Genomic DNA, 23951 nt, shown 5'->3' with positions numbered 1-23951 from the left:
GCCTCACCCGTAGAAGACGAATCGGCGGCTCAGCCGGAACTGGATGGCCGTGACGAGCATGATGAGAAGGGTCAGCACGATGCCGATGGCCGATGCGCCGCCGAAGTCGAGCTGTCGGAACGCGGACTCGTAGATCACCATCACGGCGGTGCGGGTCTCGTCGCCGGGACCGCCTCGGGTCAGCACCCACGGCTGGTCGAAGATCTGCAGCGCGTTGATGATCGCCATCACGGATGCGACGAGCAGGGTCGGGCTCACCAAGGGCAGCGTGATCATGCGGAACTGGGTCCACCCGGCCGCGCCGTCGAGGGAGGACGCCTCGTAGACCTCACTCGGGATCGCCGCGAGACCTCCGATGAAGAGCAGGAACGTGAACCCGAAGTTCTGCCACACGTAGACCAGCAGCACCACGACCTTGGCACCGAGGCCGGTCGTCAACCAGCCGACGTCCGCGATGCCGATCAGGTTGAGCGTCTGATTGACGAGCCCGAACTCCTGATTGAACAGGTACGCCATGATCAGCGAGACGGATGCCGCCGACAGGATCAGCGGGAAGAACAGCGCCGACCGGAAGAACGTGCGCAGCCAGTTCGGCATCCTGGACTGGACCAGCACCGCCAGCACCAGAGCCACCGACAGCTGCAGGATGACGGCGACGACGACGAAGCCGATGGTGTTCAGGAACGAGACGCTCACGGTCGGGTTCGCCGCGAGGTCGACGAAGTTGTCGAACCCGACGAACACCGGGTCGGAGATGATGTCCCAGCGGAAGAACGCCAGGACGAACGATCCGATGATCGGCACGAAGTTGAACAGGCCGAGCCCGATCAGCGTGGGCGCGAGGAAGACCCAGGTGAAGACGCGCCCCGATCGAGCGACCGTGCCGGTCTCCCGACGCAGCTTCGTGGGCACCGTGACGGTGCGGGTGCTGCTCTCGGACATCAGTTGCCCCCCAATGCGAGCTCGAGATCTCGCTGCATGGTCTCGAGTCCTCGGCGGACGCCGGACGGACCGTTCGTGATGGTCGACACCACGTTCTTCAGCAGGGCGGATTCGACGGCCGCCTGCTGGGGCGGTGCCGGCATCGGACCCGTGTCGGGGAACTTGTCGAGCGTGTCGTAGAAGACGTCCCAGTGCGCCGGCCCGACTCCCGCGCCGTAGAGCTTGGCGTTGAGTGAGCGACGGGGGAGCGACGAGTCGGGTTTCGAGTGCGCGATCGTCATGCCCTCGACCGAGACACAGTACTTGAGCCACTCCCACGCCTCGTCCTTGCGCGGCGAGGTCTCCATGATCGCGTAGCCGCCGGCGCCGAACTGGTGCCGCTGCCCCGCCATCCTCGGGAAGTAGGTGACGTCGTAGGCGTCGTTCGCGACGCCGGCCTCCTCGAGGCCGCGCACCCAGAAGCCGCCGGCCGGGGTCATCCCGACGGAGCCGGTGGAGAACAGGGAGACCAGCTCGTTGCCGCCGCCCTGCGCCGGGTTCGCCGCGAGCCCTTCCGAGACCATGCGCTCGAGCACCGAGAAGCTCTCGACCGCATGCTCGTTGAGCGCGTCGGCCTGCTTCCACACGTAGCCTCCGCTGCGGGCCGGCTGATCCGGATAGAAGCGGTCCCAGAGCCAGTCGCCGCCGGTCGCCTTCTCCTCATGCAGGAAGCTGGTGTTGTTCACATACAGCCAGGGCACCACTCCGCCCCACAGCCGGTTGTTCCAGAAGTACGGCAGGAACTGCCCCGAGGCGCTCTTCTTCATCGCGCGGGCGGTGCCGAGGAAGTCCTCCAGCGTCCAGTTGTCCGCGGGACGCTCCAGCCCCGCGCGCTCCATGGCCGTCGTGCTGTAAAACACGTTGGCGGCGTTGAAGTTGTCGGGCATCTGGAAGAGGCTGCCCTGATACATGAACGCCTCGATGAGGGTGGGGTTCACGTCATCGAAGTACTCCTGCATCTCGGACGCGTCACGACGCACGAAGTCGTCGAGCGGGTGCGCGAGGCGCGAGGCGAAGAGCTGCGCCCCCTCGGTCGCGACGGTGACGACATCGGGTGGCGTGCCCGCGGCGATCATCGTGAGGATCTTCGCGAAGTACTCGCTCCAGTCCTGACCCTGGATGGCGACGATGCGCACCTCGACGCCGGGGTGCTTGCGCTGGAAGCCGTCGATCAGCGACTGACGAGCCAGCGCATCCTGCGCGGTGCCGAAGAGGGCGACCGTCAGAGTGTCCTTGCCGCGCCCGGGGATGTCCGATCCGGTGAGCCTCGGCCACGAGACGACGGTGCCGACGATGCCCAGTCCGATCGCGCCGAACAGAGCCCTGCGAGTGAGATCAACCACGATGTTCTCTCCTGTGTGATGACTTCGCGGCACGGATCGAGAGTCCCGGACTGCGATGCTAAATTGATTCAGCATCGCCGAGAGTAGCATCGTCGAATCGTGGTCGCAACGATTTTGCTAAATCAATTCAACACGGGTGGTTTCGGGGCTCGGCATCCACTGCCTATGCTGGATCGCAGCGACTGGAGGACGCCGATGCCGAAGAGAGTGGATCGCAGACCGACGCTCGCCGACGTCGCGGCGCTCTCGGGCATGTCGAAGGCCTCGGTGAGTATGATCCTCAACGATCGACCGGGGTCGCGACTCTCCGTCGACGCGGCGCGACGGGTCAAGGCCGCCGCCGAGGAGCTGGGCTATCGCCCGAATCCCGCGGCTCAGAGCCTGCGCCTGGGCAAGACGAAGACGCTGGGTTTCATCTCCGACCAGATCACCGTCACCCGCTACGCCTCCGAGATGATCCGCGGCCTGCTGTCGGCGGCGAAGGAGCACGGCCACACCGTCCTCATCGCCGAGACCGAGGGCGACGACGCGACCATCGCCGATGAGATCCAGGCGATGATCGACCGCCGGGTCGACGGCATCCTGATCGGCCTCCTCGGCGCCCGCATGATCGAGGTGCCCGAGACGCCCGCAGACGTCCCCGTGGTGATCGTCAACGGCACGTCGACGACGGGTCACCCCTCGGTCCTGCCCGACGAGCGCGTCGCGGGCCACGCGATGGCGCGCCTGCTCACCGATGCCGGGCATCGCCGTGTCGGCGTGATCGGCAACAATCCCCGTGCGGTCTCGTCCCCCGTGTACTCGGTGACCATCGGCTCGCGATTCGACGGCATCCGCGCCGCGTTCGCCGAGGCGGGCGTCGATCCGCTCATCATCGACGTCCCCGAGTGGAACCCCGACATCGGATACACGCGGACCCTGCAGATGCTCGACGCGCACCCTGACCTCACGGCGATCCTGGCGGGCAACGACGGCGTGGCGTTCGGCACGTACCAGGCGATCGCCGAGCGAGGGCTGAGGGTGCCGGACGACATCTCGGTCGCCTCCTTCGACGACGAGGAGCTCGCCAGCTTCCAGCGGCCGGGGCTCACGACCGCCCGGCTCCCGTACGACGTGATGGGTCGCACAGCGGTCGAGATGCTGCTCGGCGAGCGGCCGCTCGACGCCGTGCTGATCCCCATGCCGGTCATCGAGCGGGCGTCGATCCGCCGTGTGAGCTGACGCGCAGCGGTAACCTCGTTCCATGCCCCCCGCAACGCCGAGTGTCCCCTCGTCGAGCAGCATGGGCCGAGGACTCGATGTGCTCTCCTCCGTCGCGACTCTCACCCGCGACCTCCGACCGGCCACGGTCAGCGTCATCGCGGATTCCCTCGGTCGCGAGCGCTCGCAGGTGTCGCGCACGCTGGCGAGCCTGGAACGCTCGGGCCTCGTGACCAGAGCGGCGGACCGTACATTCACCCTCGCGTGGGGATGGTACGCCGCCGCCCAGGAGCTGAGTGCACGGCGGCTGCGCACGCACGGCCTGGTGGTGCTCGAGGACCTGTCGTCGCACCTCGGCGAAGCCGCCTTCCTCAGTGTGCTGCAGGGCGACACGACGCTCACCACGCTCGAGAGCCTTCCCGCGGACTCACGCATGATCGGGTCGTGGATCGGACGCGCCTACCCCGCCTATTGCAGCGACGCAGGCCGTGCCACATTGTGGGACGCGTCGGCCGACGAGATCCGCGCGGTGTTCCGCGCCACCGAGTTCTCACCTCAGGCGCCGAACACCCCCACCTCGATCGACGACTTCCTCGCACGGCTCGACGACGATCGGCGCCGAGGGTTCGCGATCGTCGACCAGGAGGCCGAGCCTGGTCTCTACTCCGTCGCCGCTCCCGTGTGGGACCACCGCGGCGAGGTCGTCGCCGCGGTCCAGGTGATCGGCACGCGCGACGTGATGGCGGAGCGCACGGCGACGTGCGGCGAGGCGTGCGCCCGCGCTGCCGCCGAGCTCTCCCGAGAACTCGGCGCCCCTTCAGCCGTTCTCGCGTGAGGGCTGATCCGCGCCCGCTGCGGCGCTGAGCTCGCCGGCGAACTGCATGAGCAGGGCCCGCGTATCCCGCGTGATCCCCGTCGGCCGATGCCTGCCGCGCACAGCCAGGGAGGCGATGACCTCACCCCTGCTGCGGATGGGGAGAGCGAACTCGTCGATGCCCTCGTCGTATTCCTCCGCCGCCGCGATGAGCGAGTCCGCGCGGTCCCGCTCGAGCAGCGCCCACACGTCGCGCGTCGAACGAGCGGCCGTCGGTCCACCGACCCCGACGAACTGGACGTCCTCGAGCAGCGCCTCGAGCTGCTCGAGCGTGTGATCCCAGAGCAGCGCCCGACCCGCGCCGGTGCACCAGATCGGCGTGACGAGCCCCTCACGGATGGAGCGATCGAACCCGTCGGCCGACCTCTCGCAGCGCAGCAGCACACCGCGCGCGCCGTCGGCGATCGTGATCAGGGCGTTGACACCGCGCTGCGAGGCGAGCGCCCGCAGAGCGGCTCTCGAGGCCCGCAGCCACGTCGTGTTGAGCACGGCGGCGGTGCCGAAGAACTCGGGCCCCGCCGAGAACAGCGCATCGTCGTCTCGACTGAGGAACTGTCGCGCACGCAGCTCCTGTGTGAGCCTCGACACACGACTGCGCTCGATCCCGGTGTGCTCCGCAAGACGCGACGCGTTGAGACCCGGCCGCGCGCGGCGCTCCTGCGAGACGGCGGCGTCGAGGAGCTTCAGTCCCTGCACCAGAGACGAGGAAGCCACCACCGGTCCTCCTTCGCTGCGGGTCGAGATCACCGCAATCCTATCCGTCGCCGACCACGCGACGACGAGGGAGAAGGCGTCCCCACGCGACGTAGAGGTCGGCGGCGATGTGACCGTGGGCGCCCTCGACATCAGCCGAAGCGATCGTCTGGTCACCCTGACGGCCGAACAGCACGGCCTCGTCGCCGGCCACTGCGTCGTCTATTCGGGTGACGTCGACGAGAAAGCTGTTCATGGCGATCCGATCGACGATCGGTGCACGTCTCCCCCGCACGAGCACCTCGCCGGTGCCGCTGAGGCTGCGATGGATTCCGTCGGCATACCCCAGGGGGATCACGGCTAGACGCGCATCGTGGTCGAGACGGTGCCAGCGTTCGTACCCGACGGTGCTTCCGCGACGGTAGGGGTTGATCGCTGCGATCCGGGACGCGACCCGCATGGCCGGCCGCAACACGCCGCCCACGGCATCGGTGTCCCCGTACAACCCGGCTCCGATGCGCACGAGATCGAACCGGGATGCGGGCACCCTGAGCGCCGCGAACGTGGTCGCGCAGTGACGCACGATCCGATCACCCGCACCCGCCCGCACGCACACTGCGCGCGTCTCCGCGTCGAAGCGGGATGCACCCTCGACCACGTCGGTGATGTCTTCACAGGGAAAGTGGGAGCACAGGCCGACGACGTCCAGGTTCGGGTCTGCGAGAACGCCGGTCACGGCATCCATCCCCGTGGCCTCGCCGAGGTCGATGCCGTCGCGACCGAGCCCGGTCGAGTTCAGCGAGAGATGGACGCGCATCCTGACCCCCTGCGCTGCCGCGACGGCTCCCACGATTCCCGCGTGCGCGGCACCGCCGATCCACTCCTCCACGCCGAAGCGGATGCCGTCGCCGATCTCGTCGCGTCCGCCGGGGCGCACTCGCATCAGTCGCCCCGTGAAGCCCGCCCGCCGCACGGCGGCCGCGTCGTCGTTGGACGCGACGCCGATGATCGTGACCCCCTGCGCGGCGAGCACCGGAGCGACGATGTCGATCCCGTGTCCGTAGGCGTCGGCCTTCACGACCGCGCAGAACTCGACGTTCTCGCCGAGTTCTGCGCGGATCGTGCGGACGTTGTGGGCGATGGCGCTCTCATCGATCTCCACCCACCCGGCCGCGGAGACGGGGGTCGTCACGCCTCGACGGATTCAGCCTCGTGATCCTGCACGACATCTCGCGCGCCCTTGCGACCGTGACGCCACCAGAAGTACAGGTAGCACGCCCCGACGAACGGGATGCCGAAGTAGAGCGCGGCGACCTGATTCGGGTCGAATGCGATCGCGATGATCGAGATGAGCAGCAGCGAGAAGGCGACGATGGGCAGCGCCGGGTAGAGCGGTGTGCGGTAGGCGAGATCCTGCACGCGTCCCCCCTCGCGGAGGAACCTGCGCCGGTGGAAGAACTGCGAGGCGACGATCGACATCCACACCGCGACCACGGCGAATCCGGCGATCGACACCAGCACCAGGTACACCGTGCCCGCCGCGACCACGCTCGTGAGCAGCGAGACGAGGCCGATCAGAATGCTGACGCTCAGCGCGATGAGCGGCACACCACGCCGGGTGAGGCGGGTGAACGCCTTCGGTGCGTGGCCCTCCTCGGCGAGCGAGAACAGCATCCGTGCGCACGAGAAGAGTCCGCTGTTGCCGGCGGAGAGAAGCGCGGTGATGATGACGAAGTTCATGATGTCTGCGGCGTACGGGACTCCGACGTACTGGAAGACGTCGACGAACGGGCTGCTGGTGACGCTGGCCTGGTCGTACGGCAGGATCGCGGCGATGACCGCGATCGCCCCGACGAAGAGCACAACGAGTCGCAGCACCGTCGAGCGCAGGGCACGAGGGATGTTCTTCGCCGGATCCTTGGTCTCGCCCGCGGCGACACCGATGAGCTCCGAGCCGCTGAACGCGTAGAAGACGGCGAGGGCGGTGACGATCACGCCACTGAACCCGTTCGGGAAGAGGCCGCCGGGGGTCTCGAAGTTGCTGAAGAGGAGTGCGGGCGGGTGCTCGGGCGAGAGGGGCGTGAACCCGAAGATCGCCGCCCCGCCGAGCACGATCAGGCCGACGATCGCCACGACCTTGACCAGCGAGAACCAGAACTCCGCCTCGCCGAACACACGTGCCGAGATCGCGTTGAGCAGGAACAGCACTGCGGCGAAGATCAGGCACCACAACCACACCGGCACCCCGGGGAACCAGCGCTGCATGAGGATGCCGGATGCCGTGAACTCGGATCCGAGCGCGACGACCCAGCACAGCCAGTAGAGCCAGGCCGTGGTGAAGCCGGTCGCGGGGCCGATCGACCGGGAGGCATAGATGTGGAAGGCACCCGAGACCGGATAGGCGACTGCGAGCTCGCCCAGGCACGCCATGACGAGGTAGACGACGAACGCCCCGATCAGGTACGCGATGATCGCGCCGAGGGGGCCCGCCTGCGAGATGGTGTAGCCGGAGCTGAGGAACAACCCGGAACCGATCACGCCGCCGAGCGCGATCATGATCAGGTGCCGGGCATCCATGGTGCGCTGCAGCCGACGCAGCGGCACCTGAGTGGCCGTCGTGTTCGGCAGGACGTTGGGGAGGGGCTTCTCGCCGGGAAGAGGCGTCATCGGAACTCTCAATCGGGTTGTATGTGCATCATATTCACATCTATGTGCCAATGACGCATCTTGTTGATGATCTGCGGGGACACTATCCGCTGCGTCATCGGGTGCGCAAGAGCTCGACCATGGATTGCCGCCTGCAGCCGCCACCGCCGACATTCCGCGCGGGAAGCTGCCTATCCGTCACCTCCCGCTGCCGTTCTGACAGGCGCGCACGGACACCACCGGCGCTGAGGATGGAGCCATGTCAGCACGGCGACGCCGGCGACAGCCCACGTAGAGAAGGAGAACTCCCGTGACTCACCACGACCTCGCCCTCATCGGCTTCGGAGGCGTCAACCGCGCCCTCGCCGAGATCATCCGCGACCGCGGCACGGAGCTCGCGTCCGACCTCGGCTTCACCCTGCGGGTCGTCGCGATCACGGATCTGCGGTTCGGCTCCCTCATGCAGAGCGACGGCATCGACCTCGCTGCGGTGCTCGCGATGACAGGGGATGACTCGTTCGCCGGCATGCCCGGCGGCGACGTCGATCCTCGCAACGACCACGTCATCCGCACCACGACGGCGGGCATCATCGTCGAGGCGACCTACACGAACCCGATCGACGGCGAACCCGCGATCTCGCATGTCCGTGCTGCCCTTGAGAGCGGCAAGAGCGTCACGACCACCAACAAGGGACCCGTCGCGCTCGCAAGTGCCGAGCTCAACCGGCTCGCCGAGCAGAACGGGGCCCGATTCGAGTACGAGGGCTCGGTGATGAGCGGCACGCCCGTGCTGCGGCTGGCACAGCAGACCCTCAAGGGGCTCCGCATCAGCCGCATCCAGGGGATCCTCAACGGCACGAGCAACTTCGTGCTCGGGCAGATGGAGTCGGGCAAGTCGCTCGACGATGCCGTGGCGGAGGCTCAGGCGCTCGGTTACGCCGAGGCCGACCCCACCGCCGACATCGAAGGGTCGGACGTCCAGCTGAAGGTCGTGATCCTCGCCAATGAGCTGCTCGGCGCCGAGATCACGACGGCCGATGTCTCGCGCGTCGGCATCAGCGGGATCACCGCGACCGATGTCGTCGCGGCAGCGGCGGCCGGCGAGCACTGGAAGCTCCTCGGAACGATCTCGCGCGACGAGTCCGGCGCCGTGACGGCATCCGTCCAGCCCCTCTCGCTGGCCGCCGACCACCCTCTCGCGGGCATCTCGGGAGCGACCAACGCGATCGCGTTCACGACCGATCTGCTCGGCACCGTCACGATGTCGGGCCCCGGTGCCGGACGCCTCGAGACGGCCTACGCTCTGCTGTCGGACATCATCGCGATCGATGCGCAGCAGGCGTCGCTCGTAGGAGCGGCGTGATGAGCGCGCCCTCCGTCGAAGCTCCCGTGGCGCACGCGTCACTTCTCGAAGTGCTCGATCCCTACAACGGAGAGGTGATCGCCCGACTCGCCCAGCACTCGGTCGACGACGTCGACGAGATCATGTCGCGGGCGCGGCTCGGTGCCACGCTCTCGCGCGATCTGTCGAGGTTCGCGCGGCATCGGATCCTGGACCGTGCCGCGCGGATCCTCGAAGGCCGCGCCGAAGAGGCTGCCACGCTCATCGTGCGCGAGGCAGGCAAGACGATCACTCAGGCGCGCAAAGAGGTGCAGCGCGCGGTGACCACGATCTCGCTCTCGGCGGAGACCTCCCGCGCCTTCGACGGCGAGGTCATCCCCTTCGATGCCTACGAGGGCTCCGCGAATCGTCGTGGCTGGTACACGCGGGAGCCGCTCGGGGTGATCCTCGCGATCACGCCGTACAACGACGCCCTCAACCTCGTCGCGCACAAGATCGGACCGGCGATCGCCGGTGGCAACGCCGTGATCCTCAAGCCGTCGCAGTTCACCCCGCTGACCGCGCGGTTCCTCGTCGAGGTGCTGCTGGAGGCAGGACTCCCCGATGAGATCATCACCGTCGTGCACGGAGACCGTCATGTGGCGCAGGCGCTCGTCGCCGTGCGCGACATCCGGATGGTGTCGTTCACCGGGGGATTCGCGACGGGCGAGGCGATCGCCCGCGCCGCGGGCCTCAAGAAGCTGGCGATGGAACTCGGCGGCAACGCCCCCGTGCTGGTGTTCGCGGATGCCGACATCTCGGCCGCCGTCGAGGCCTGCGTATCCGGCGCGTTCTGGGCGGCGGGGCAGAACTGCGTCGGCGCCCAGCGCATTCTCATCGAGCGCTCCGTGTATGCCGAGTTCCGTGACCGATTCGCGGCCCGCACTTCGACGTTGCGCGCAGGCGACCCGGTGAACCAGTCGACAGATGTCGGCCCGATGATCTCGGTGGCCGCGGCGACGAACGCGGAGCGTGTGGTCGACGACGCCGTGCGGTCGGGGGCACGCGTGCTCGCCGGACACCGCCGGGAGGGCTCGGTGTACTGGCCGACCGCTCTCGAGAACGTCTCTGCCGACTGCGAAGCGTGGAGCGAGGAGGCCTTCGCCCCCATCGTGGTCTTGACGCCGTTCGACACCGAAGACGAGGCGGTGGCGGCGGCGAACAGCATCGACTACGCGCTGCACGCCGCGGCATTCACCTCCGACATCACCCGCGCGCTGCGAGTCGCCGAAGCGCTCGACGCCGGCGGCGTGATGATCAACGACTCCTCCGACTACCGCATCGACAGCATGCCGTTCGGTGGATCGAAGTACGGGAGCATGGGGCGCGAAGGCGTGCGCTTCGCGTACGAGGAGATGACCCAGCCGAAGGTCACCTGCATCACCACCTGAGATCTCCTCGCAGAGGGGGAGGGGTCCGCGGGGGATGCCCTGCCCCTCTGCGAGGTCATGACCGATCGACCACCCGGGTCAACGACACCGCCGTCACGGTGTTCGCGACTCCGGGCAGCGCGGCGAGGATCTCCCAGATCTCGCCGATGCGATCCATCGACTCCGCCTCCAGCGTCACCAGCAGGTCGAAGTCGCCCGAGAGCACATCACACCGACGCACTTCGGGAATCTGCGCGATCTGCGAGACGACACCGCCGCCGCGCATTCGATCACTGCGGTAGACGAGCACGATGGCCGAGACCGGCGAACCGCCGGCGCGTCCGGGGACGACGCTGTAGCCGCCGATCACGCCCTGCCGCTCCATCCGCTCGATGCGCTGCTTGACCGCGTTGCGCGACAGATGCACCCGAGAGGCGAGAGTGACCAAGGGGATGCGGGCGTCGTCGGTGAGCGCCGTGAGAATCTGGCGATCGATCTGATCGAGATGAAGCCGCTCCATCGGGACCTCCTGGTTCAGTCCGCAAACTGTGCAGTATTGGCAATTGCGTGTGTCTATTATGCACCTTAGGGTGGAAGATGGCACTGGAAGACGGTGCAGAACGAAGGAGTCACGATGAGCGCTCGACCCGACCGCAAGGATCTGCACACGCTGTCCGACCTGAGCTTGGCCGTGCACGGGGGCAATCAGCTCGATTCGACCCTGGCGCTGCGCACTCCCCTCGTGATGGCCAACTCGTACCAGCTGCCCGACGACCCGAGCGAGATCAGCTGGTCGGCGACTGCGCCGGGGCTCTACACCCGCAACACGGGAGTCAATCAGGCCGCACTCGAGCAGAAGCTCGCCGCGCTCGATGGAGCCGAGGATGCGGTCGCCCTCGCTTCCGGAGTCGCCGCCCTGCACGCGGTGTTCTTCACTCATGTGCGCGCTGGCGACCACGTCGTCGTGAGCGACGTGGTCTATGAGGCCACGTGGCGCCTGTGGACAGAGCTGCTGCCCCAGCGCTACGGGCTCGACGCCAGCTTCGTCGACATCAGCGACCTCGACGCGGTGCGGGCGGCCATGCGCCCCGAGACGCGTCTCGTGTGCATCGAGGCCATCGCGAATCCGACCACCAAGGTCGCCGATGTGAGCGCGGTCGCCGAGATCGCCCACTCCGCCGGCGCCATCCTCATGGTCGACTCGACGTTCTCGCCGCCGCCGTTCTACCGACCGATCCACGACGGCGCCGACCTGGTGGTGCACTCCCTCACCAAGTACCTCAACGGCCACGGCGACGCCATGGGGGGCTCGGTCTCCGGCCGGCGCGATCTCATCCAGGCGATCAAAGCCGACGCCATGGTCGACGTCGGCGGCATCATCTCGCCCTTCAACGCGTGGCAGATCCAGCGCGGCACCGTCACCCTGCCGCTGCGCCTGCGCCAGCACTTCTCGTCGGCGCTGCAGATCGCGCAGATGCTCGAAGCCGACACGCGGGTCGAGTACATCTACTACCCGGGTCTCGAATCGCATCCGGACCACGCCCTCGCCGTGCGGCAGTTCGGCGGACGCGGCTTCGGAGGCATGATGGCCTTCGCCGTCACGGGCTCCCCCGACGTGCAGAACCGCTTCGTCGCGAACCTGCGACTCATCACCTCCGGGTTCTCACTCGGCCACGACGACTCGCTCATCGTGCACACGGGCACCGAGGGCGGCCGTGTCGCCACCTATCCGGCACCCTTCCGAGAGTTCGGACACCTGCGTCTGTCCGTCGGCCTCGAAGATGCCGACGACCTTCTCGCCGACCTCTCCGCCGCTCTCGATCTCACCTTCGGCAGCGCTTCGCGGTAGACAGCGGATGCGACGGCACGGATCCATTCACGTGCATCCATCTCCCTGAGACAGGCGTAGGCTGGAGACCTAGGACGGACCGTCCGAGAAGATCTCCCGGCACCGTGACCGTCCGGAAGAGGAGTCACTCGTGGCTCAGTACGACGTCTCGAACCGCTCGGCGATCGTGACGGGAGCAGGCAGCGGAATCGGACGCTCGACCGCTCTGCTGCTCGCCCAGAACGGCGCCTCCCTCGTGGTCAACGACCTGAACGCGGACAACGCGAACGCGGTCGTCGAGGAGATCCGCGCCGCCGGCGGCATCGCCGAGGCATCCGTCGGAGACGCGACGGACACCGACTGGATCGCCAGCTCGGTCGAGCTCGCGAACACGCTCGCCCCGCTGCGCATCGGCGTGAACAACGCCGGCATCGGCGGCGCATCCGCTCCCACCGCCGAGTACGACGACGCCGCGTGGGACAAGGTCATCTCGATCAACCTCAACGCCGTGTTCCGCAACATGAAGGCGCAGATCCCCTCGATCCTCGCGAACGGCGGCGGCTCCGTCGTCAACATCGCGTCGATCCTCGGCAGCGTCGGCTTCGCGAACTCCCCCGCCTACGTCGCCGCCAAGCACGCCGTCGTGGGCATGACCAAGTCGGCTGCCCTCGAGTACTCCGCCCAGGGCGTGCGCGTGAACTCGGTCGGCCCCGGCTTCATCGACACCCCCCTGCTCGCCACCATGGGCGACGAGGCCAAGGCGTTCCTCGTGAGCAAGCACCCGATCGGTCGCCTCGGCCAGCCCGACGAGGTCGCGAACCTCATCGCCTTCCTCGCCAGCGACGCCGCCAGCTTCATCACCGGCAGCTACCACCTCGTCGACGGCGGCTACACCGCCCCCTGAGGCTCGGTCGCCACGCGCCGCTGTCCGCGCCGCGCCGCGCCGTTTGCAGGACGAAAACACGGATGCAGGGCGAGATCGACCATCTCGCCCTGCACCCGCGCTTCTGTCCTGCATCCGGCACCGACCTACCCGTCGGCACCGGATCAGGCCACCCGACGCCCCTCCGTCACCCGAGACGGTCCAACCGCAGGGTCGCCGTGGCGCTGTGCGCGGCCATGCCCTCGGAGTCCGAGATCACCTGCACGGCGTGCGCGAGCTCGGGCGTGGCCGCACGGCTGATGCGCTGATACGTGAGCGGCTTGAGGAAGCGCGACACCGAGAGCCCGGCGCTGTGCTTGGCCCCGCCGGCCGTGGGCAGCACGTGGTTCGTGCCCGCCATGCCCTTGTCGGAGTATGCGACCGTGCTCCAGGGCCCGAGGAAGATCGAGCCGTAGTTGCGCAGATTCTCGTGGTACCAGTCGTCGTCGGCCGTGAGCAGTTCGAGATGCTCGGGGGCGAGGTCGTCCATCAGAGCGACCGCCGTCTCGCGGTCTTTCACGACGGTGACGACGCCGTAGTCGCGCCAGGCGGCGCCGGCGATGTCGACCGTCGCCAGCGTCTCGAGCTGTCGTTCGATCTCGGCGATCACGGCATGACCGTGCTCGTCGGAGGTCGTGATGAGCGCCGCAGGCGAGTTCGGCCCGTGCTCGGCCTGCCCGAGCAGGTCAGCGGCGACGAGCACGGGGTCGGCCGTCTCATCCGAGATCACGGCGACCTCGCTCGGGCCTGCGAGCAGATCGATCGCGACCGTGCCGAACAGCTGGCGCTTGGCCTCGGCGACGTAGGCGTTGCCCGCGCCGACGAGCATGTCGACGGGCAGGTCGCCGAGCAGTCCGAACGCCATGGCTGCGAGCGCCTGCACCCCGCCGATCACGAACACCCGGTCGACACCCGACAGGTGCGCGGCGTAGACGACGGCGTCGTTCGCTCCGCCGTCGGGCTGCGGGGGCGTGCACGCGATGACGGTCGGCACGCCAGCCGCCTTGGCCACGCCCACGGTCATGAACGCGCTGGCCGTGAGCGGGAAGCGTCCGGCTGGCAGGTATGCGCCGACACGCGACACGGGGATGTACTTCGCGCCGGTCACGATGCCCGGAACGAACTCGGTCTCGAAGTCGGTCAGGTGCTCGCGGGAGGCGCGGGCGAACGCCTGCGTCCGCTCGGCGCCGAGCTCGATGGCCGCCCGCAGGTCGGGGGCGAGGCGTTCTCCGCTGCTCGCGATCTGCTCGGGGGTGAGCTCGATGTCGGTCCCCTGGTAGTTGTCGAGCTTTCGCGCGTAGTCGAGCACGGCGTCGAGGCCGCGCTCGCGGATGTCGGCGAGCATGGCCGTGACCGTCTCGATCACGGCGGGGTCGCGCTGCGCGGCGGGTGCGTCGATGAGCGGGGTCTTGAGGTGGTGGAAGTCGCCGTCGAAGCGGGCGAGCACTGCAGAGGAGTAACGCATGCAGGAAGGCTAGATCCGCTCGCAACCACGAGACAAGCCTGATGATCCTGCGCGATCCATCGGGTTTACCATTGGGTGTGACGATCACCCAGCTCACCGCCTTCCTCGCCGCACTCGACGACGGATCCTTCACGGCGGCGGCGAAGACCCTCGGGATGACGCAGGCCTCGGTCTCGGAGCTGGTCGCGCGCCTCGAACGGGAACTCGGCGTCACGCTGTTCGCCCGAGGCAGCAGACGCCTCGTCCCGACGGCCGCGGCGCTCGAACTGCGGCCGCACGCCGCGCAGGCGGTCAGCGCGGTGCAGAACGGCATCGACACGATCCAGGCGCTGGCCTCGCTCGAGCGGGGCACGTGCACCTTCGGCGTGCTGCGCAACGCGGCCTATTACGCGCTCGCCGATCTGGCCGAGACATTCCACCACCGGCATCCCAATGTGCGGTTGCGCCTGGTCGGCATCAACTCGGCGCACGTCGCACGGTCGATCGCGGCCGGCGAACTCGAGGCCGGACTGCTCGTGCTGCCGGTCGATGAAGACGGCCTCGAAGTGCGCCCGCTCTTCCGCGACGAGGTGCTCTACGCCTCGGCCACGCGGACACCGGAAGCCGGCCCGGTCACGATCGAGGAGGCCGCCGACGCCAAGCTCGTGCTCTACGACGCCTTCGCCGGGTGGGACGACCCGACCCGACGCCAGCTGCTCGAACGCGCACGGCTGCGGGGCCTGACCATCGAGCCGGCGGTCGAGGTCGAGCACGTCGAGACGGCCCTCAGCCTGGTCGCCGCAGGCACGGCCGACACGATCGTGTCACGTTCGATCGCCGAGTCCGACGCCTTCCCCTCCGGCATCCGCACCTTCCCCTTCGCCGAGCCGATGCACGACACGATCGCCCTGGTGCAGCGAGCGGGCGTGCTGCTCTCACCCGCGACACAGAAGCTCGCCGAGCTCGCCGAGCGGATGCTGCGCGAACGCCTGCCGGAGCATCAGGGTCGCACGGCATTGAGCTGAGGCCGACTCCGGGTGGGCGGGCGGCGCCACCTCGCCACCCCACCGCGCGCCGTTTGCAGGACGAGAGCACGGATGCAGGACCAGATCGGCGATCCCGCCCCGCATCCGTGCTCAGGTCCTGCATCCGGCACAGGTCAGGACCCAACCGGCACAGGTCAGGACCCATCCGGCACGGGTCACGACCCATCCGGCACGGGGTCAGTTCCTGCATCCGTGCTCAGGTCCTGCATCCGGCACGGGGCCGGACGTCACATACCCACCCAGTACAGGTCGGCGCGCCGATCGGCGAACAGGTCGTTGTGCGGCGGCAGCGCCTTGCCGCGGGCGGCGTCGAGCGACAGCACGGCCGTCGCCCCCATCACCGCGCGGAAGGCGACGATCCAGCCCTGCTCGTCGATGATCGCCGTGCCGTCGGTCCAGTCGACACCGCGCTCGGACCCCCATCGATCGGCGATCACGACGGGCAGTCGCGACGACCGCGCCGACGCCATCGCCTGGATCAGCTCGGGTGCATGTTCGCCGTCCGGCCGGGGCACGAGCGGCCAGTTGACCGGCAGCGCGAGCACATCCGCGCCTGCGAGCGCGAGGCGGCGCGGCACCTCGGGGAACTCGTTGTCGTAGCAGAGCGCCACGCCGAGACGACCGAACGAGGCGTCCACGACGAGTCCGGCCTCGGACCCGCTGTCGAAGACGAGCTTCTCGGCACCCCACAGATGCGACTTGCGGTAGTCGGCCAGGCGCGCGTCGCGAGTGAGCACGGCGGCGGTGTTGAAGAGCCGCTCCCCGTCTGCTTCGGCGTACCCGACCACGACGACGGCATCCGCGGGGATCGCCTCCTGCAGCGTCGACCACCGCGGGTCATCGACGGTGAGAGCGGCACTGTGCGCCTCCTCGCGATCCGCGAACACGTAGCCGCTGGTCGCGAGTTCCGGCAGCACGATCAGCTGCGCCTGCCGACGAGCGGCGGCAGAGATCGCCGAGCGGATGCGGTCGAGATTGCCGTCGACGTCGCCGAGCACGATCTCGGGCGACAGCGCCGCGACGCGCAGCTCAGCGGCATCCGATCCCGTCACGGACGCGCCGGGGCGCGAGGGGGCAGAGCCCCCTCGCGCCCCGTCGTTCTCAGTCATCTTCCGTGGCGGTGACCATCACTCCCAGCGGGGCCAGGTAGCCGTTGGGATCGATGGTCCAGTCGGCGGCGGCCGCCGCTTCGACGACCTCCGGAGCCCACTCGAGGTAGACGCGGTCGTCGCCGCCGTTGATCACGAGCACCGTGCCGGTGCCGGACTCGTCGCCCTCGACGCAGACGTATGAGCGCCAGCTGCCCTCCGGAACCGAGAAGGTGTCTCCGGCGCCCAGCGTGACGGCGGTCGACGGGTCACCGTTGAGGGTGACCTCCCAGCGGCCGGTCTTGAACAGCAGCGCCTGCGTCTTGTCGTGACGGTGGCGCAGCACGCCCTGACCCGCTTCGGCCCGCACCCACGCGAGGTTGAACGAGTGGGGTTCCGTGACGTTCGGCACCTGGCGACGGTTCTCGCTCATGCCGTATCCGATGGCGGTGGCGAGCTCGACGTGCCCGCCGTCGACCGCCGCGCACAGCAGCGCCGCCGACGAGTACTTGCGGTCGCCGGGCTGGATGACCCGCGCGCGCATGTCCTCGACCGTGTAGGTCGTGAGCTCGTCGATGTAGTGCTGCTTCATCGGGGTGATCAGCGGCACGTCGTCGGGCAGCACGTCACCGGCGACCGTGTCGATGAGCTTGTTGTCGGCCGTGAGGTGAAGGCCGTAGGACTCCGCCTCACGCAGCACCGACGGACCCCAGATGATGCCGCCGTTGTCGTCGCGGCCGAGCACCGTGTAGAGGATGCCGTCATCCGGCCCCTCGTTCGTGAACCCGCGGAAGATCCACGTGGGGATCGTCACGATGTCTCCGTCGTGACTGATGTATTCGCCCTGCTTGCCGTCGACACCCCAGCGGAGGCGGAACTCGCCGCCGAGGTTGATGAAGACCTCCGCGGTGAAGTGCAGATGCAGGTTGTTCGAGATGCCGTTCGGCATCCCCGCGGCTCCGGTGTTGAAGCCGTGATTCACCTCGAGGTTCACGTACTGGCTCGCGTTCTGCGAGACGCCGGCGCCGATGAAGGAGTAGTTCTCCTTGCGGTCGGATCCCGGAGTGCGGCAGTCGATGAAAGCGGAGTTGCACGGCACCCAGTCGGTGCGGCGGATGGTGCGGCGTGCGATCTCGTCCGCGGGGACGATGACGTCGACCTGGTCGACGATGGCGTTGCTCATTTCTTCTTCTCCTTGTCGATCAGTCGATGATCAGTAGATGTTGCTGAAGGCTGCCGGCTCGTCGCCGCGGGTACCCGCGATCTGGGCGCGCAGAGCGATGTCGTCCCACAGGCGCACCTCCTTGACGAGGGCTCCCTGATGGAAGGTGAACTGCGAGATGCCGAGCACGTCGACGGGCTTGCCGGTGAGGCTGCCGTAGTTCGGGGCTCCGTTGTAATCGCCGACGAACTTCCAGGTGACCGCGACGCGCAGTCCCGCATAGCGGACGTCGTAGTTGGTCTGGATGTCACGGATCTCGAACTGCCCAGCGGGGAACGACTCGAGGAATCGCAGCAGTGCGCGGCGGTAGCCCTCAGGCCGGATGACGACGCGGTTGCCGACCGTGAGCAGCACGAGGTCGCGGTGGAAGAACTTCTCGACCTTCTGCAGGTCGCGGTCGTTCCACACCGTCTGGATCATGTCGATGACGGTCTCGACCTCGGAGCGGTGGTCGTCGGGACGCACGCCCGAATCGCCCTTCGCGATCGGATCGGCGGGCGCCGGCTCGGTCCACGACCCCGTGTAGCCGCGGAAGGCCTGGGCGCGGGCGAGCTCGTCGAGGTCGTCGCCGCGTTCGAGTGCGCCGGCGAGCGAGTCGCGCACGACCCACTCCTCGACCATGCGGCCCTTGCGGTACAGGCAGCTGGCGATGGTGCGGCTGTGCGAGGAGGTCTGCAGGTGCCCAGACAGCACGAGGTGCGAGCTGAGGAACGCATCGTCGCCGCGAGCCTCCCAGATCACGTCTTCGGCCTGGCCGGTGCGATCGGGTGTCGCCGAGATGCGCATGAGCGTTCCTTCGATGACCTCCTGTCGCGTCGTCGAGGTGCCGTAGGCGCCGTGCACGATCGAGTCGGGCTCGTAGTTGTCGCGGATGAAGCTGATCGACCGATCGACCCAGATCAGATCGGTGACCTCACGGATGAAGTCGTCGGGGTCTTGGTAGGGCAGATAGGCAACCGGGTCGAGAGACACGCGTTTCACTCCTTCGAGATGCGAAGCTGCGGTTCATCGGTGATCGCTGGCTTCTTCCTGGTCAGTGTATGCGTATGCACAAAGCAACGCAAGAGACGATCCTGCGCACACGGTGATCATCGCCGAGAGGCGGGTCAGTCGGCGCGTGCGGCCGCGAGAGTGCGCCTCGGCACGAAGACGGACTCGAAGCGCGTCTTCTCGAGCTCGGCGCTCGGATCCTCGATGCGGCGCACGATGAGGTCGGCGGCCGTGCGCGCCATGCCGACGATGTCGTAGCCGATCGTGGCGAGGTCGATGATCGGCCAGGCCGCTTCGGGAAGGTCGTCGAAACCGAGGATCGATAGGTCGTCCGGCACCCGCAGACCGGCGCGGTGCGCGGCATTGAGCGCACCGTACGCCACCACATCGTTGCCGCAGAACAGCAGGGTCGGGCGCTCCGACCCTTCGAGGAGCTCGGATGCCGCAGCCTCGCCCTCGGCAGCTCCGTAGGGCACCCGGCGCACGTGACTCTCGGGCAGCGTCACACCCTCGGCGACGAGCGCCTCCCGCAGAGCGGCCTCGCGGCTCTGCGCCGTGCTCGTGTTGCTCGGTCCGAGCACCGCGCCGACCCTGGTGTGCCCGAGTCCGACAGCACGCCGAACCGCCTCGCGATAACCGGGAGCCGGATCGACGACCGTGGCGTCCGCCTCGACGAACGAGCCGGTGCGGTTGAAGTACACGAAGGGCAGCCCGCGATCCTTGAGGCGCAGCGGCGCGACGGAGTCCACGGTGGTGGTCGCGAGGATCACGCCGTCGAGGCCGTTGGCCAGCAGTCGCTCGACGATGGTGTCGTTGTCGGCCGACTCGGTGTGCAGCATCAGCTGATACCCGAGCGTCTCGAGCTCTCGGTGCACCGGGGCGATGATGTGCGAGTAGAACTGGTTGTCGAGATCGGTCAGCAGCAGGCCGATGCGCCGCGTGCGACCGGACGACAGAGCTCGCCCCGCCTCGCTCGGCACGTAGCCCAGCAGCTGGGCCGCCTCGCGCACCCGGAGCTTCGTCGCCTCGGACACCCGCGCGTCGTCGCGCAGTGCCCGAGACACCGTCGGCTGCGAGACTCCCGCCAAGCGGGCCACATCACGACTCGTGACGACCATCTGGCGCCTCCCCCTCGATCTCAGGATTCTACCGCCCTTGACGCCCGAATGCATACGCGGTCATAATCAGCACATACGTATGCAACGAAAGGAAGGGCCATGCCCCTGCATCTCAAGACCGCGCCGACGAAGACGTTCGCGGACACCGCTCAGCAGGACGTCGCCGAGCGGGTGAGGGGAATCATCGGCGACATCCGCGAGAACGGCGACGTCGCCGTGCGGCGGTACGCCGAGCAGTTCGACAACTGGAGTCGCGACTCGTATCGGCTCTCCGATGACGAGATCACCGAGATCATCGGCACGCTCGACGCCCAGGTGATCACCGACATCGAGTTCGTGCAGAGCCAGGTGCGCCGCTTCGCTCAGGCCCAGCGCGACTCGCTCGTCGACATCGAGGTCGAGACGCTGCCCGGGGTGTTCCTCGGACAGAAGCATGTTCCGGTTCAGGCGGCCGGTGCGTACATCCCGGGAGGGAAGTACCCGCTGACGGCATCCGCGCACATGACGATCATCACCGCCAAGGTCGCCGGCGTGCCCCGCGTCGTCGCGTGCACTCCGCCCATCCGAGGCGAGATCCCCGCCGCGACCGTGGCCGCGATGAAGATGGCCGGCGCCGACGAGATCTACATCCTCGGCGGAGTGCAGGCGGTGGCGGCGATGGCCGTGGGCACCGACTCGATCGAACCGGTCAACATGATCGCCGGCCCCGGCAACGCCTACGTCGCCGAGGCCAAGCGCCAGCTGTTCGGCGAGGTCGGCATCGACCTCTTCGCCGGCCCGACCGAGATCCTCATCGTCGCCGACGAGCACGCCGATCCCTTCTTCACCGCCGTCGACCTGCTCTCCCAGGCAGAGCACGGCCCCGACTCCCCCGCCGTGCTCGTCACGACCTCGCAGGCGCTGGCGGAGGAGGTCATGGACTGGATCGAGAAGATCCTGCCCGGCATGCCCACTCGCGACTACGCCGGCCCGGCCTGGCGCGACTGGGGACAGGTGATCGTCGCGGACGACCTCGACGAGGCCTATCGGATCGCCGACGACTTCGCCTTCGAGCACGTGCAGATCTTCACGCAGAACCCGCGCGAGGCACTGACGCGGATGCACGACTACGGCGCGCTGTTCCTCGGCGAGAACACCTGCGTCTCCTACGGCGACAAGGTGATCGGCACCAACCACGTGCTGCCGACGCTCGGCGCCGCGAGGTACACCGGCGGACTCTGGGTGGGCAAGTACCTGCGCACGGTGACCTATCAGGAGATCCAGAACAGCGAGTCGTCGGCCGAGCTCGGAGCCGTGTGCGGCCGCGCTGCACGAGTCGAGCTCTTCGAAGGTCATGCCCGCTCGGGCGATGCCCGCGCCTGGAGGCACGCCGGCACGGAGTTCGCCTGGATCGACGAGAGTCACGCGGCGGTCGGCGCGGAGTCGCGATGACCGACCTCGCCGGTCGCACGGCCGTGGTCACCGGCGGCGGCAGCGGACTCGGGGCGGCCATCGCCCGGTCCCTGCACGCCGCCGGTGCGCACGTGGTCGTGGTCGGGAGGGACGCGGAGAAGCTCGACCGCGTCGTCGCCGACCTCGGTTCACGGGCACGCGGAATGACCTGCGACGTGTCGGATCCGGCGTCCGTCGACACGTTGCGGGAGCAGCTGGCGGACACCGAGGTGTCGATCCTTGTGAACAACGCCGGCATCCCGGGTCCGGTCGCAGCGCTCACCGACATCGAGGTCGACGACTGGGACGAAGTGTTCGCCGTGAACGTGCGCGGCACGTTCCTGCTCTGCAAGGCGCTCCTGCCCGGCATGGTCGAACGCGGCGAGGGCGACGTCATCAACGTGGCCTCCGTCTCGGGCAAGCGTCCGCTCGCGCACCGCACGCCGTACTGCGCGTCGAAGATGGCCGTGATCGGGCTCACCTCGACGCTCGCGTTCGAGGTCGGACCGGCAGGTGTGCGGGTGAACTCGCTGTCGCCGGGCCCGGTGCAGGGACCGCGCATGGAGCGCAACTTCCGCCTCGAGGCCGCGAGATCGGGCACGAGCATCGACGACGCCGAGCAGGCGTTCGTCTCGCGCGCGGCGCTCGGACGCATGGTCACCGAAGAAGAGGTGGGCGCAGCGGTCATCGCGATGCTCGGGATGCCGGGCATGTGCGGTGCCGACATCGATCTCTCAGCAGGAATGGTCGCATGATGCGGTCGCTGCGAGCCCGAGCGCTCGCCGGCGAGAAGCTGATCGGGGCACTGCTCCGGATGCCGTCGGAAGAGCTGGTCGAGATGCTCGCCGTCGCCGAGTTCGACTTCGTGCTGATCGACTGCGAGCACGGCCCCGCCGACGTCGTCGCGCTGCGGCAGCACATCGCGCTGGCCCAGGTGCACGGCGTGCCGGTGATCGTGCGCGTCGGCGAGGGCGACCGCGGCCAGATCCTGCGGGTGCTCGACCAGGGAGCCCAGGGCATCCTCGCCCCTCACCTCGACACGACAGCGGATGCCGAGGCGCTGGTCTCTGCGGCGATGTACCCGCCGGTCGGGTTGCGCGGATTCGCGACCTACAGCCGGGCCGGACGCTTCGGTCTCATCGACCCCTCAGAGCACCGCGACTGGTGGCTCGAGAACACTCTCGTGCTCGGGATGATCGAATCGCCCGGCGGGGTCGCAGACGTCGAGGGCATCGCCACGGTGCCACGACTCGACGGCATCATGGTCGGCCCCGCCGACCTCGCGGCGTCGAGTGGACCGGATGACCGACCGGTGCCCGAGGCGATCGCTGCGGTGCATTCGGCGCTGGCCAGGGTCGGCTCACTGCGCATGGACATCGTCGGCACGAGGGATGCGGCGAGCGCGGCCTTCGCCGACGGAGCCGACCTCGTCGTCTACAACCTCGCGTCCTCTCTCATGGCGCATCTGCGCGGCCTCGCGGCGCCCGAGCGCTGAGCGCTCGCCGCATCCCGCGCCGCCCGCGCCCCGCGCCCCGCCACCCACCGTCGATCCGGAGGAGATCTGCGATACGGAGGTCACCTCCCCCGCCTCCACCCTCCGAATCGCGGATCCCCTCCCGACTGCCGCAGCACCACAAGCCGAGGCGCCGCGAACCCGAGGTCAGACGACGATGCCGGCCAGTCGCTGCTGCGACATCCACGACCGGACGAGACGCCCGAACTCACGCGGCCGCTCGAGTGGCAGCAGGTGGCCGGCATCGAGGGTGATGAGACGGGCGTCAGGCATCGCCGACACGATCTCGGTGTGGAAGTGCGGCGGACAGATGGCGTCGTCGAGCCCCGAGACGACGAGGGTCGGCATCGACAATCCGGTGATCCGCGAGAGCAGGTCGGTGCGCGTGAGCTGCATCCGCAGCTGAGCGCGCAGCCGGTCGGCACCGGTCTCCTCCCCCATGCGCAGAGTCCGCTCCACGAGCTCGGGCCGCTCTCGCACGAGCGCCTCCCCGAGCAGAGGAATGAGGATGCCGTCCTGCAGCGCGCGCGGCTCGACGCCCTCGTCGAGTGCCGTGAGCCACCCGCCCCATCCGGCACGCTGCGCGTCGGTCGGCGCCTTGGCATTGGTCGACACGAGGCAGAGGCCGGTCACCCTCTGAGGCGCGGCGAGGGCGAGAGCCATGCCGACGATGCCCCCGAGCGAGTGGCCGACGAGCACGAAGGTCTCGGGCAGATCCCGGAGCAGCGCCGCCACCTGCTCGCCGATCGAGGGACGATCCAGCACCGGCCGGACCGCCCCCTCGAACCGCGCATCCGTCCACAGGTCGGCCGTGCAGTTCATGCCCGCGAGGAGCACGAGCGGCGGCACCGCGGCAGCCAC

Annotated in this window: 22 protein-coding genes; 10 read left to right on the top strand and 12 right to left on the bottom strand. The window is 68.5% G+C overall.

Translation table 11 applies throughout. From position 1 onward, the window contains the following. Positions 1–3 precede the first annotated feature (3 nt). Together SOM10_RS09130 and SOM10_RS09125 are read right to left on the bottom strand one after the other, a co-directional pair. A complete protein-coding gene (locus SOM10_RS09130) occupies positions 4–942 on the bottom strand; it encodes a carbohydrate ABC transporter permease (protein WP_201778482.1) in 939 nt (312 codons plus the stop codon). Continuing rightward, complete coding sequence (locus tag SOM10_RS09125; protein ID WP_056276254.1) at positions 942–2324, bottom strand: extracellular solute-binding protein; 1383 nt, start codon at positions 2322–2324, stop codon at positions 942–944. Before SOM10_RS09125 ends, SOM10_RS09130 begins: the two co-directional genes overlap by 1 nt. 195 nt (positions 2325–2519) lie before the next feature. On the opposite strand from SOM10_RS09125, the gene SOM10_RS09120 reads away from it, so the two are divergent. Continuing rightward, complete coding sequence (locus SOM10_RS09120) at positions 2520–3545, top strand: LacI family DNA-binding transcriptional regulator (RefSeq protein ID WP_053098481.1); 1026 nt, start codon at positions 2520–2522, stop codon at positions 3543–3545. 22 nt (positions 3546–3567) lie between these two features. Then, positions 3568–4359 (top strand): IclR family transcriptional regulator, encoded by a 792-nt coding sequence (locus SOM10_RS09115; protein WP_320489569.1) that lies wholly within the window; start codon positions 3568–3570, stop codon positions 4357–4359. Here SOM10_RS09115 and SOM10_RS09110 read toward each other — a convergent pair. From SOM10_RS09110 to SOM10_RS09100, 3 genes are read right to left on the bottom strand one after another with little or no spacing between them, the layout of a single operon-like run. Next, the gene (locus tag SOM10_RS09110) at positions 4342–5112 is read right to left on the bottom strand and encodes an IclR family transcriptional regulator domain-containing protein (RefSeq protein ID WP_320489568.1); all 771 of its coding nucleotides are present in this window, start codon (positions 5110–5112) and stop codon (positions 4342–4344) included. The two genes, SOM10_RS09115 and SOM10_RS09110, sit on opposite strands and share 18 nt — an antisense overlap. A gap of 40 nt (positions 5113–5152) precedes the next feature. After that, a complete protein-coding gene (gene alr / locus SOM10_RS09105; protein WP_053098478.1) occupies positions 5153–6283 on the bottom strand; it encodes an alanine racemase in 1131 nt (376 codons plus the stop codon). Further along, entirely contained in the window at positions 6280–7758 is a 1479-nt protein-coding gene (locus SOM10_RS09100; RefSeq protein ID WP_320489567.1) for an amino acid permease, read from the bottom strand. The genes alr and SOM10_RS09100 overlap by 4 nt, the downstream gene beginning before the upstream one ends. A gap of 289 nt (positions 7759–8047) precedes the next feature. On the opposite strand from SOM10_RS09100, the gene SOM10_RS09095 reads away from it, so the two are divergent. Next, positions 8048–9100: a homoserine dehydrogenase gene (locus tag SOM10_RS09095; RefSeq protein ID WP_053098477.1), complete on the top strand. Its 1053-nt coding sequence runs from the start codon at positions 8048–8050 to the stop codon at positions 9098–9100. Next, the gene (locus tag SOM10_RS09090) at positions 9100–10509 is read left to right on the top strand and encodes an aldehyde dehydrogenase family protein (RefSeq protein WP_320489566.1); all 1410 of its coding nucleotides are present in this window, start codon (positions 9100–9102) and stop codon (positions 10507–10509) included. The genes SOM10_RS09095 and SOM10_RS09090 overlap by 1 nt, the downstream gene beginning before the upstream one ends. Before the next feature lie 55 nt (positions 10510–10564). On the opposite strand, the gene SOM10_RS09085 is transcribed toward SOM10_RS09090, so the two are convergent. After that, positions 10565–11008 carry an Lrp/AsnC family transcriptional regulator gene (locus SOM10_RS09085; RefSeq protein ID WP_295103972.1) on the bottom strand — a complete coding sequence of 148 codons (444 nt, stop codon included), beginning with the start codon at positions 11006–11008 and terminating at the stop codon, positions 10565–10567. A gap of 114 nt (positions 11009–11122) precedes the next feature. Here SOM10_RS09085 and SOM10_RS09080 point away from each other — a divergent pair, with 114 nt between their 5' ends. After that, positions 11123–12337 carry a trans-sulfuration enzyme family protein gene (locus SOM10_RS09080; RefSeq protein ID WP_053099350.1) on the top strand — a complete coding sequence of 405 codons (1215 nt, stop codon included), beginning with the start codon at positions 11123–11125 and terminating at the stop codon, positions 12335–12337. A 130-nt stretch (positions 12338–12467) separates the two neighbouring features. Beyond that, positions 12468–13220, top strand: coding sequence for an SDR family NAD(P)-dependent oxidoreductase (locus SOM10_RS09075; RefSeq protein ID WP_187248998.1), 753 nt, complete (start codon positions 12468–12470; stop codon positions 13218–13220). Positions 13221–13386: 166 nt separating this feature from the next. Here SOM10_RS09075 and hisD (SOM10_RS09070) read toward each other — a convergent pair whose 3' ends face one another. Beyond that, positions 13387–14703 (bottom strand): histidinol dehydrogenase, encoded by a 1317-nt coding sequence (hisD, locus tag SOM10_RS09070; protein ID WP_053098473.1) that lies wholly within the window; start codon positions 14701–14703, stop codon positions 13387–13389. Between the two features lie 77 nt (positions 14704–14780). Between hisD (SOM10_RS09070) and SOM10_RS09065 the strand changes: the two genes are divergently transcribed. Then, positions 14781–15707 (top strand): LysR family transcriptional regulator, encoded by a 927-nt coding sequence (locus SOM10_RS09065; protein WP_053098472.1) that lies wholly within the window; start codon positions 14781–14783, stop codon positions 15705–15707. A 248-nt stretch (positions 15708–15955) separates the two neighbouring features. Here SOM10_RS09065 and SOM10_RS09060 read toward each other — a convergent pair whose 3' ends face one another. The 4 genes from SOM10_RS09060 to SOM10_RS09045 form a co-directional block, all read right to left on the bottom strand. Beyond that, positions 15956–16837 (bottom strand): nitrilase-related carbon-nitrogen hydrolase, encoded by an 882-nt coding sequence (locus SOM10_RS09060; protein WP_320489565.1) that lies wholly within the window; start codon positions 16835–16837, stop codon positions 15956–15958. Next, the gene (locus SOM10_RS09055; RefSeq protein ID WP_320489564.1) at positions 16830–17999 is read right to left on the bottom strand and encodes a hypothetical protein; all 1170 of its coding nucleotides are present in this window, start codon (positions 17997–17999) and stop codon (positions 16830–16832) included. The genes SOM10_RS09060 and SOM10_RS09055 overlap by 8 nt, the downstream gene beginning before the upstream one ends. A 30-nt stretch (positions 18000–18029) precedes the next feature. Beyond that, positions 18030–19010, bottom strand: coding sequence for an ester cyclase (locus SOM10_RS09050; protein ID WP_320489563.1), 981 nt, complete (start codon positions 19008–19010; stop codon positions 18030–18032). 134 nt (positions 19011–19144) lie between these two features. Next, the gene (locus SOM10_RS09045) at positions 19145–20146 is read right to left on the bottom strand and encodes a LacI family DNA-binding transcriptional regulator (RefSeq protein ID WP_320489562.1); all 1002 of its coding nucleotides are present in this window, start codon (positions 20144–20146) and stop codon (positions 19145–19147) included. Between the two features lie 99 nt (positions 20147–20245). Between SOM10_RS09045 and hisD (SOM10_RS09040) the strand changes: the two genes are divergently transcribed. Genes hisD (SOM10_RS09040) through SOM10_RS09030 form a run of 3 tightly spaced genes read left to right on the top strand, consistent with a single transcriptional unit; the run spans position 20246 to position 23072 of the window. After that, positions 20246–21577: a histidinol dehydrogenase gene (gene hisD, locus SOM10_RS09040; protein WP_053098468.1), complete on the top strand. Its 1332-nt coding sequence runs from the start codon at positions 20246–20248 to the stop codon at positions 21575–21577. Continuing rightward, on the top strand, positions 21574–22332 hold the full coding sequence (locus SOM10_RS09035) for an SDR family oxidoreductase (protein WP_320489561.1): 759 nt from the start codon (positions 21574–21576) through the stop codon (positions 22330–22332). Before hisD (SOM10_RS09040) ends, SOM10_RS09035 begins: the two co-directional genes overlap by 4 nt. Next, positions 22329–23072: an HpcH/HpaI aldolase family protein gene (locus tag SOM10_RS09030; protein ID WP_053098466.1), complete on the top strand. Its 744-nt coding sequence runs from the start codon at positions 22329–22331 to the stop codon at positions 23070–23072. Before SOM10_RS09035 ends, SOM10_RS09030 begins: the two co-directional genes overlap by 4 nt. Positions 23073–23237: 165 nt before the next feature. Here the strand turns inward: SOM10_RS09030 and SOM10_RS09025 are convergent, their stop codons facing one another. Next, entirely contained in the window at positions 23238–23951 is a 714-nt protein-coding gene (locus tag SOM10_RS09025; protein ID WP_320489560.1) for an alpha/beta hydrolase, read from the bottom strand.

It is taken from the genome of Microbacterium sp. CFBP9023 (assembly GCF_034045055.1).
GTDB lineage: Bacteria > Actinomycetota > Actinomycetes > Actinomycetales > Microbacteriaceae > Microbacterium.
This window is presented reverse-complemented; position numbering and strand designations above follow the sequence as displayed.

Coding starts and splice junctions, on each gene's coding strand:
- SOM10_RS09085 (WP_295103972.1), bottom strand. CDS start 11,008: ATGGAGCGGCTTCATCTCGATCAGATCGATCGCCAGATTCTCACGGCG.
- SOM10_RS09100 (WP_320489567.1), bottom strand. CDS start 7,758: ATGACGCCTCTTCCCGGCGAGAAGCCCCTCCCCAACGTCCTGCCGAAC.
- hisD (WP_053098473.1), bottom strand. CDS start 14,703: ATGCGTTACTCCTCTGCAGTGCTCGCCCGCTTCGACGGCGACTTCCAC.
- SOM10_RS09080 (WP_053099350.1), top strand. CDS start 11,123: ATGAGCGCTCGACCCGACCGCAAGGATCTGCACACGCTGTCCGACCTG.
- SOM10_RS09060 (WP_320489565.1), bottom strand. CDS start 16,837: ATGACTGAGAACGACGGGGCGCGAGGGGGCTCTGCCCCCTCGCGCCCC.
- SOM10_RS09055 (WP_320489564.1), bottom strand. CDS start 17,999: ATGAGCAACGCCATCGTCGACCAGGTCGACGTCATCGTCCCCGCGGAC.
- SOM10_RS09035 (WP_320489561.1), top strand. CDS start 21,574: ATGACCGACCTCGCCGGTCGCACGGCCGTGGTCACCGGCGGCGGCAGC.
- hisD (WP_053098468.1), top strand. CDS start 20,246: ATGCCCCTGCATCTCAAGACCGCGCCGACGAAGACGTTCGCGGACACC.
- SOM10_RS09090 (WP_320489566.1), top strand. CDS start 9,100: ATGAGCGCGCCCTCCGTCGAAGCTCCCGTGGCGCACGCGTCACTTCTC.
- SOM10_RS09030 (WP_053098466.1), top strand. CDS start 22,329: ATGATGCGGTCGCTGCGAGCCCGAGCGCTCGCCGGCGAGAAGCTGATC.
- SOM10_RS09130 (WP_201778482.1), bottom strand. CDS start 942: ATGTCCGAGAGCAGCACCCGCACCGTCACGGTGCCCACGAAGCTGCGT.
- SOM10_RS09120 (WP_053098481.1), top strand. CDS start 2,520: ATGCCGAAGAGAGTGGATCGCAGACCGACGCTCGCCGACGTCGCGGCG.
- SOM10_RS09045 (WP_320489562.1), bottom strand. CDS start 20,146: ATGGTCGTCACGAGTCGTGATGTGGCCCGCTTGGCGGGAGTCTCGCAG.
- SOM10_RS09115 (WP_320489569.1), top strand. CDS start 3,568: ATGCCCCCCGCAACGCCGAGTGTCCCCTCGTCGAGCAGCATGGGCCGA.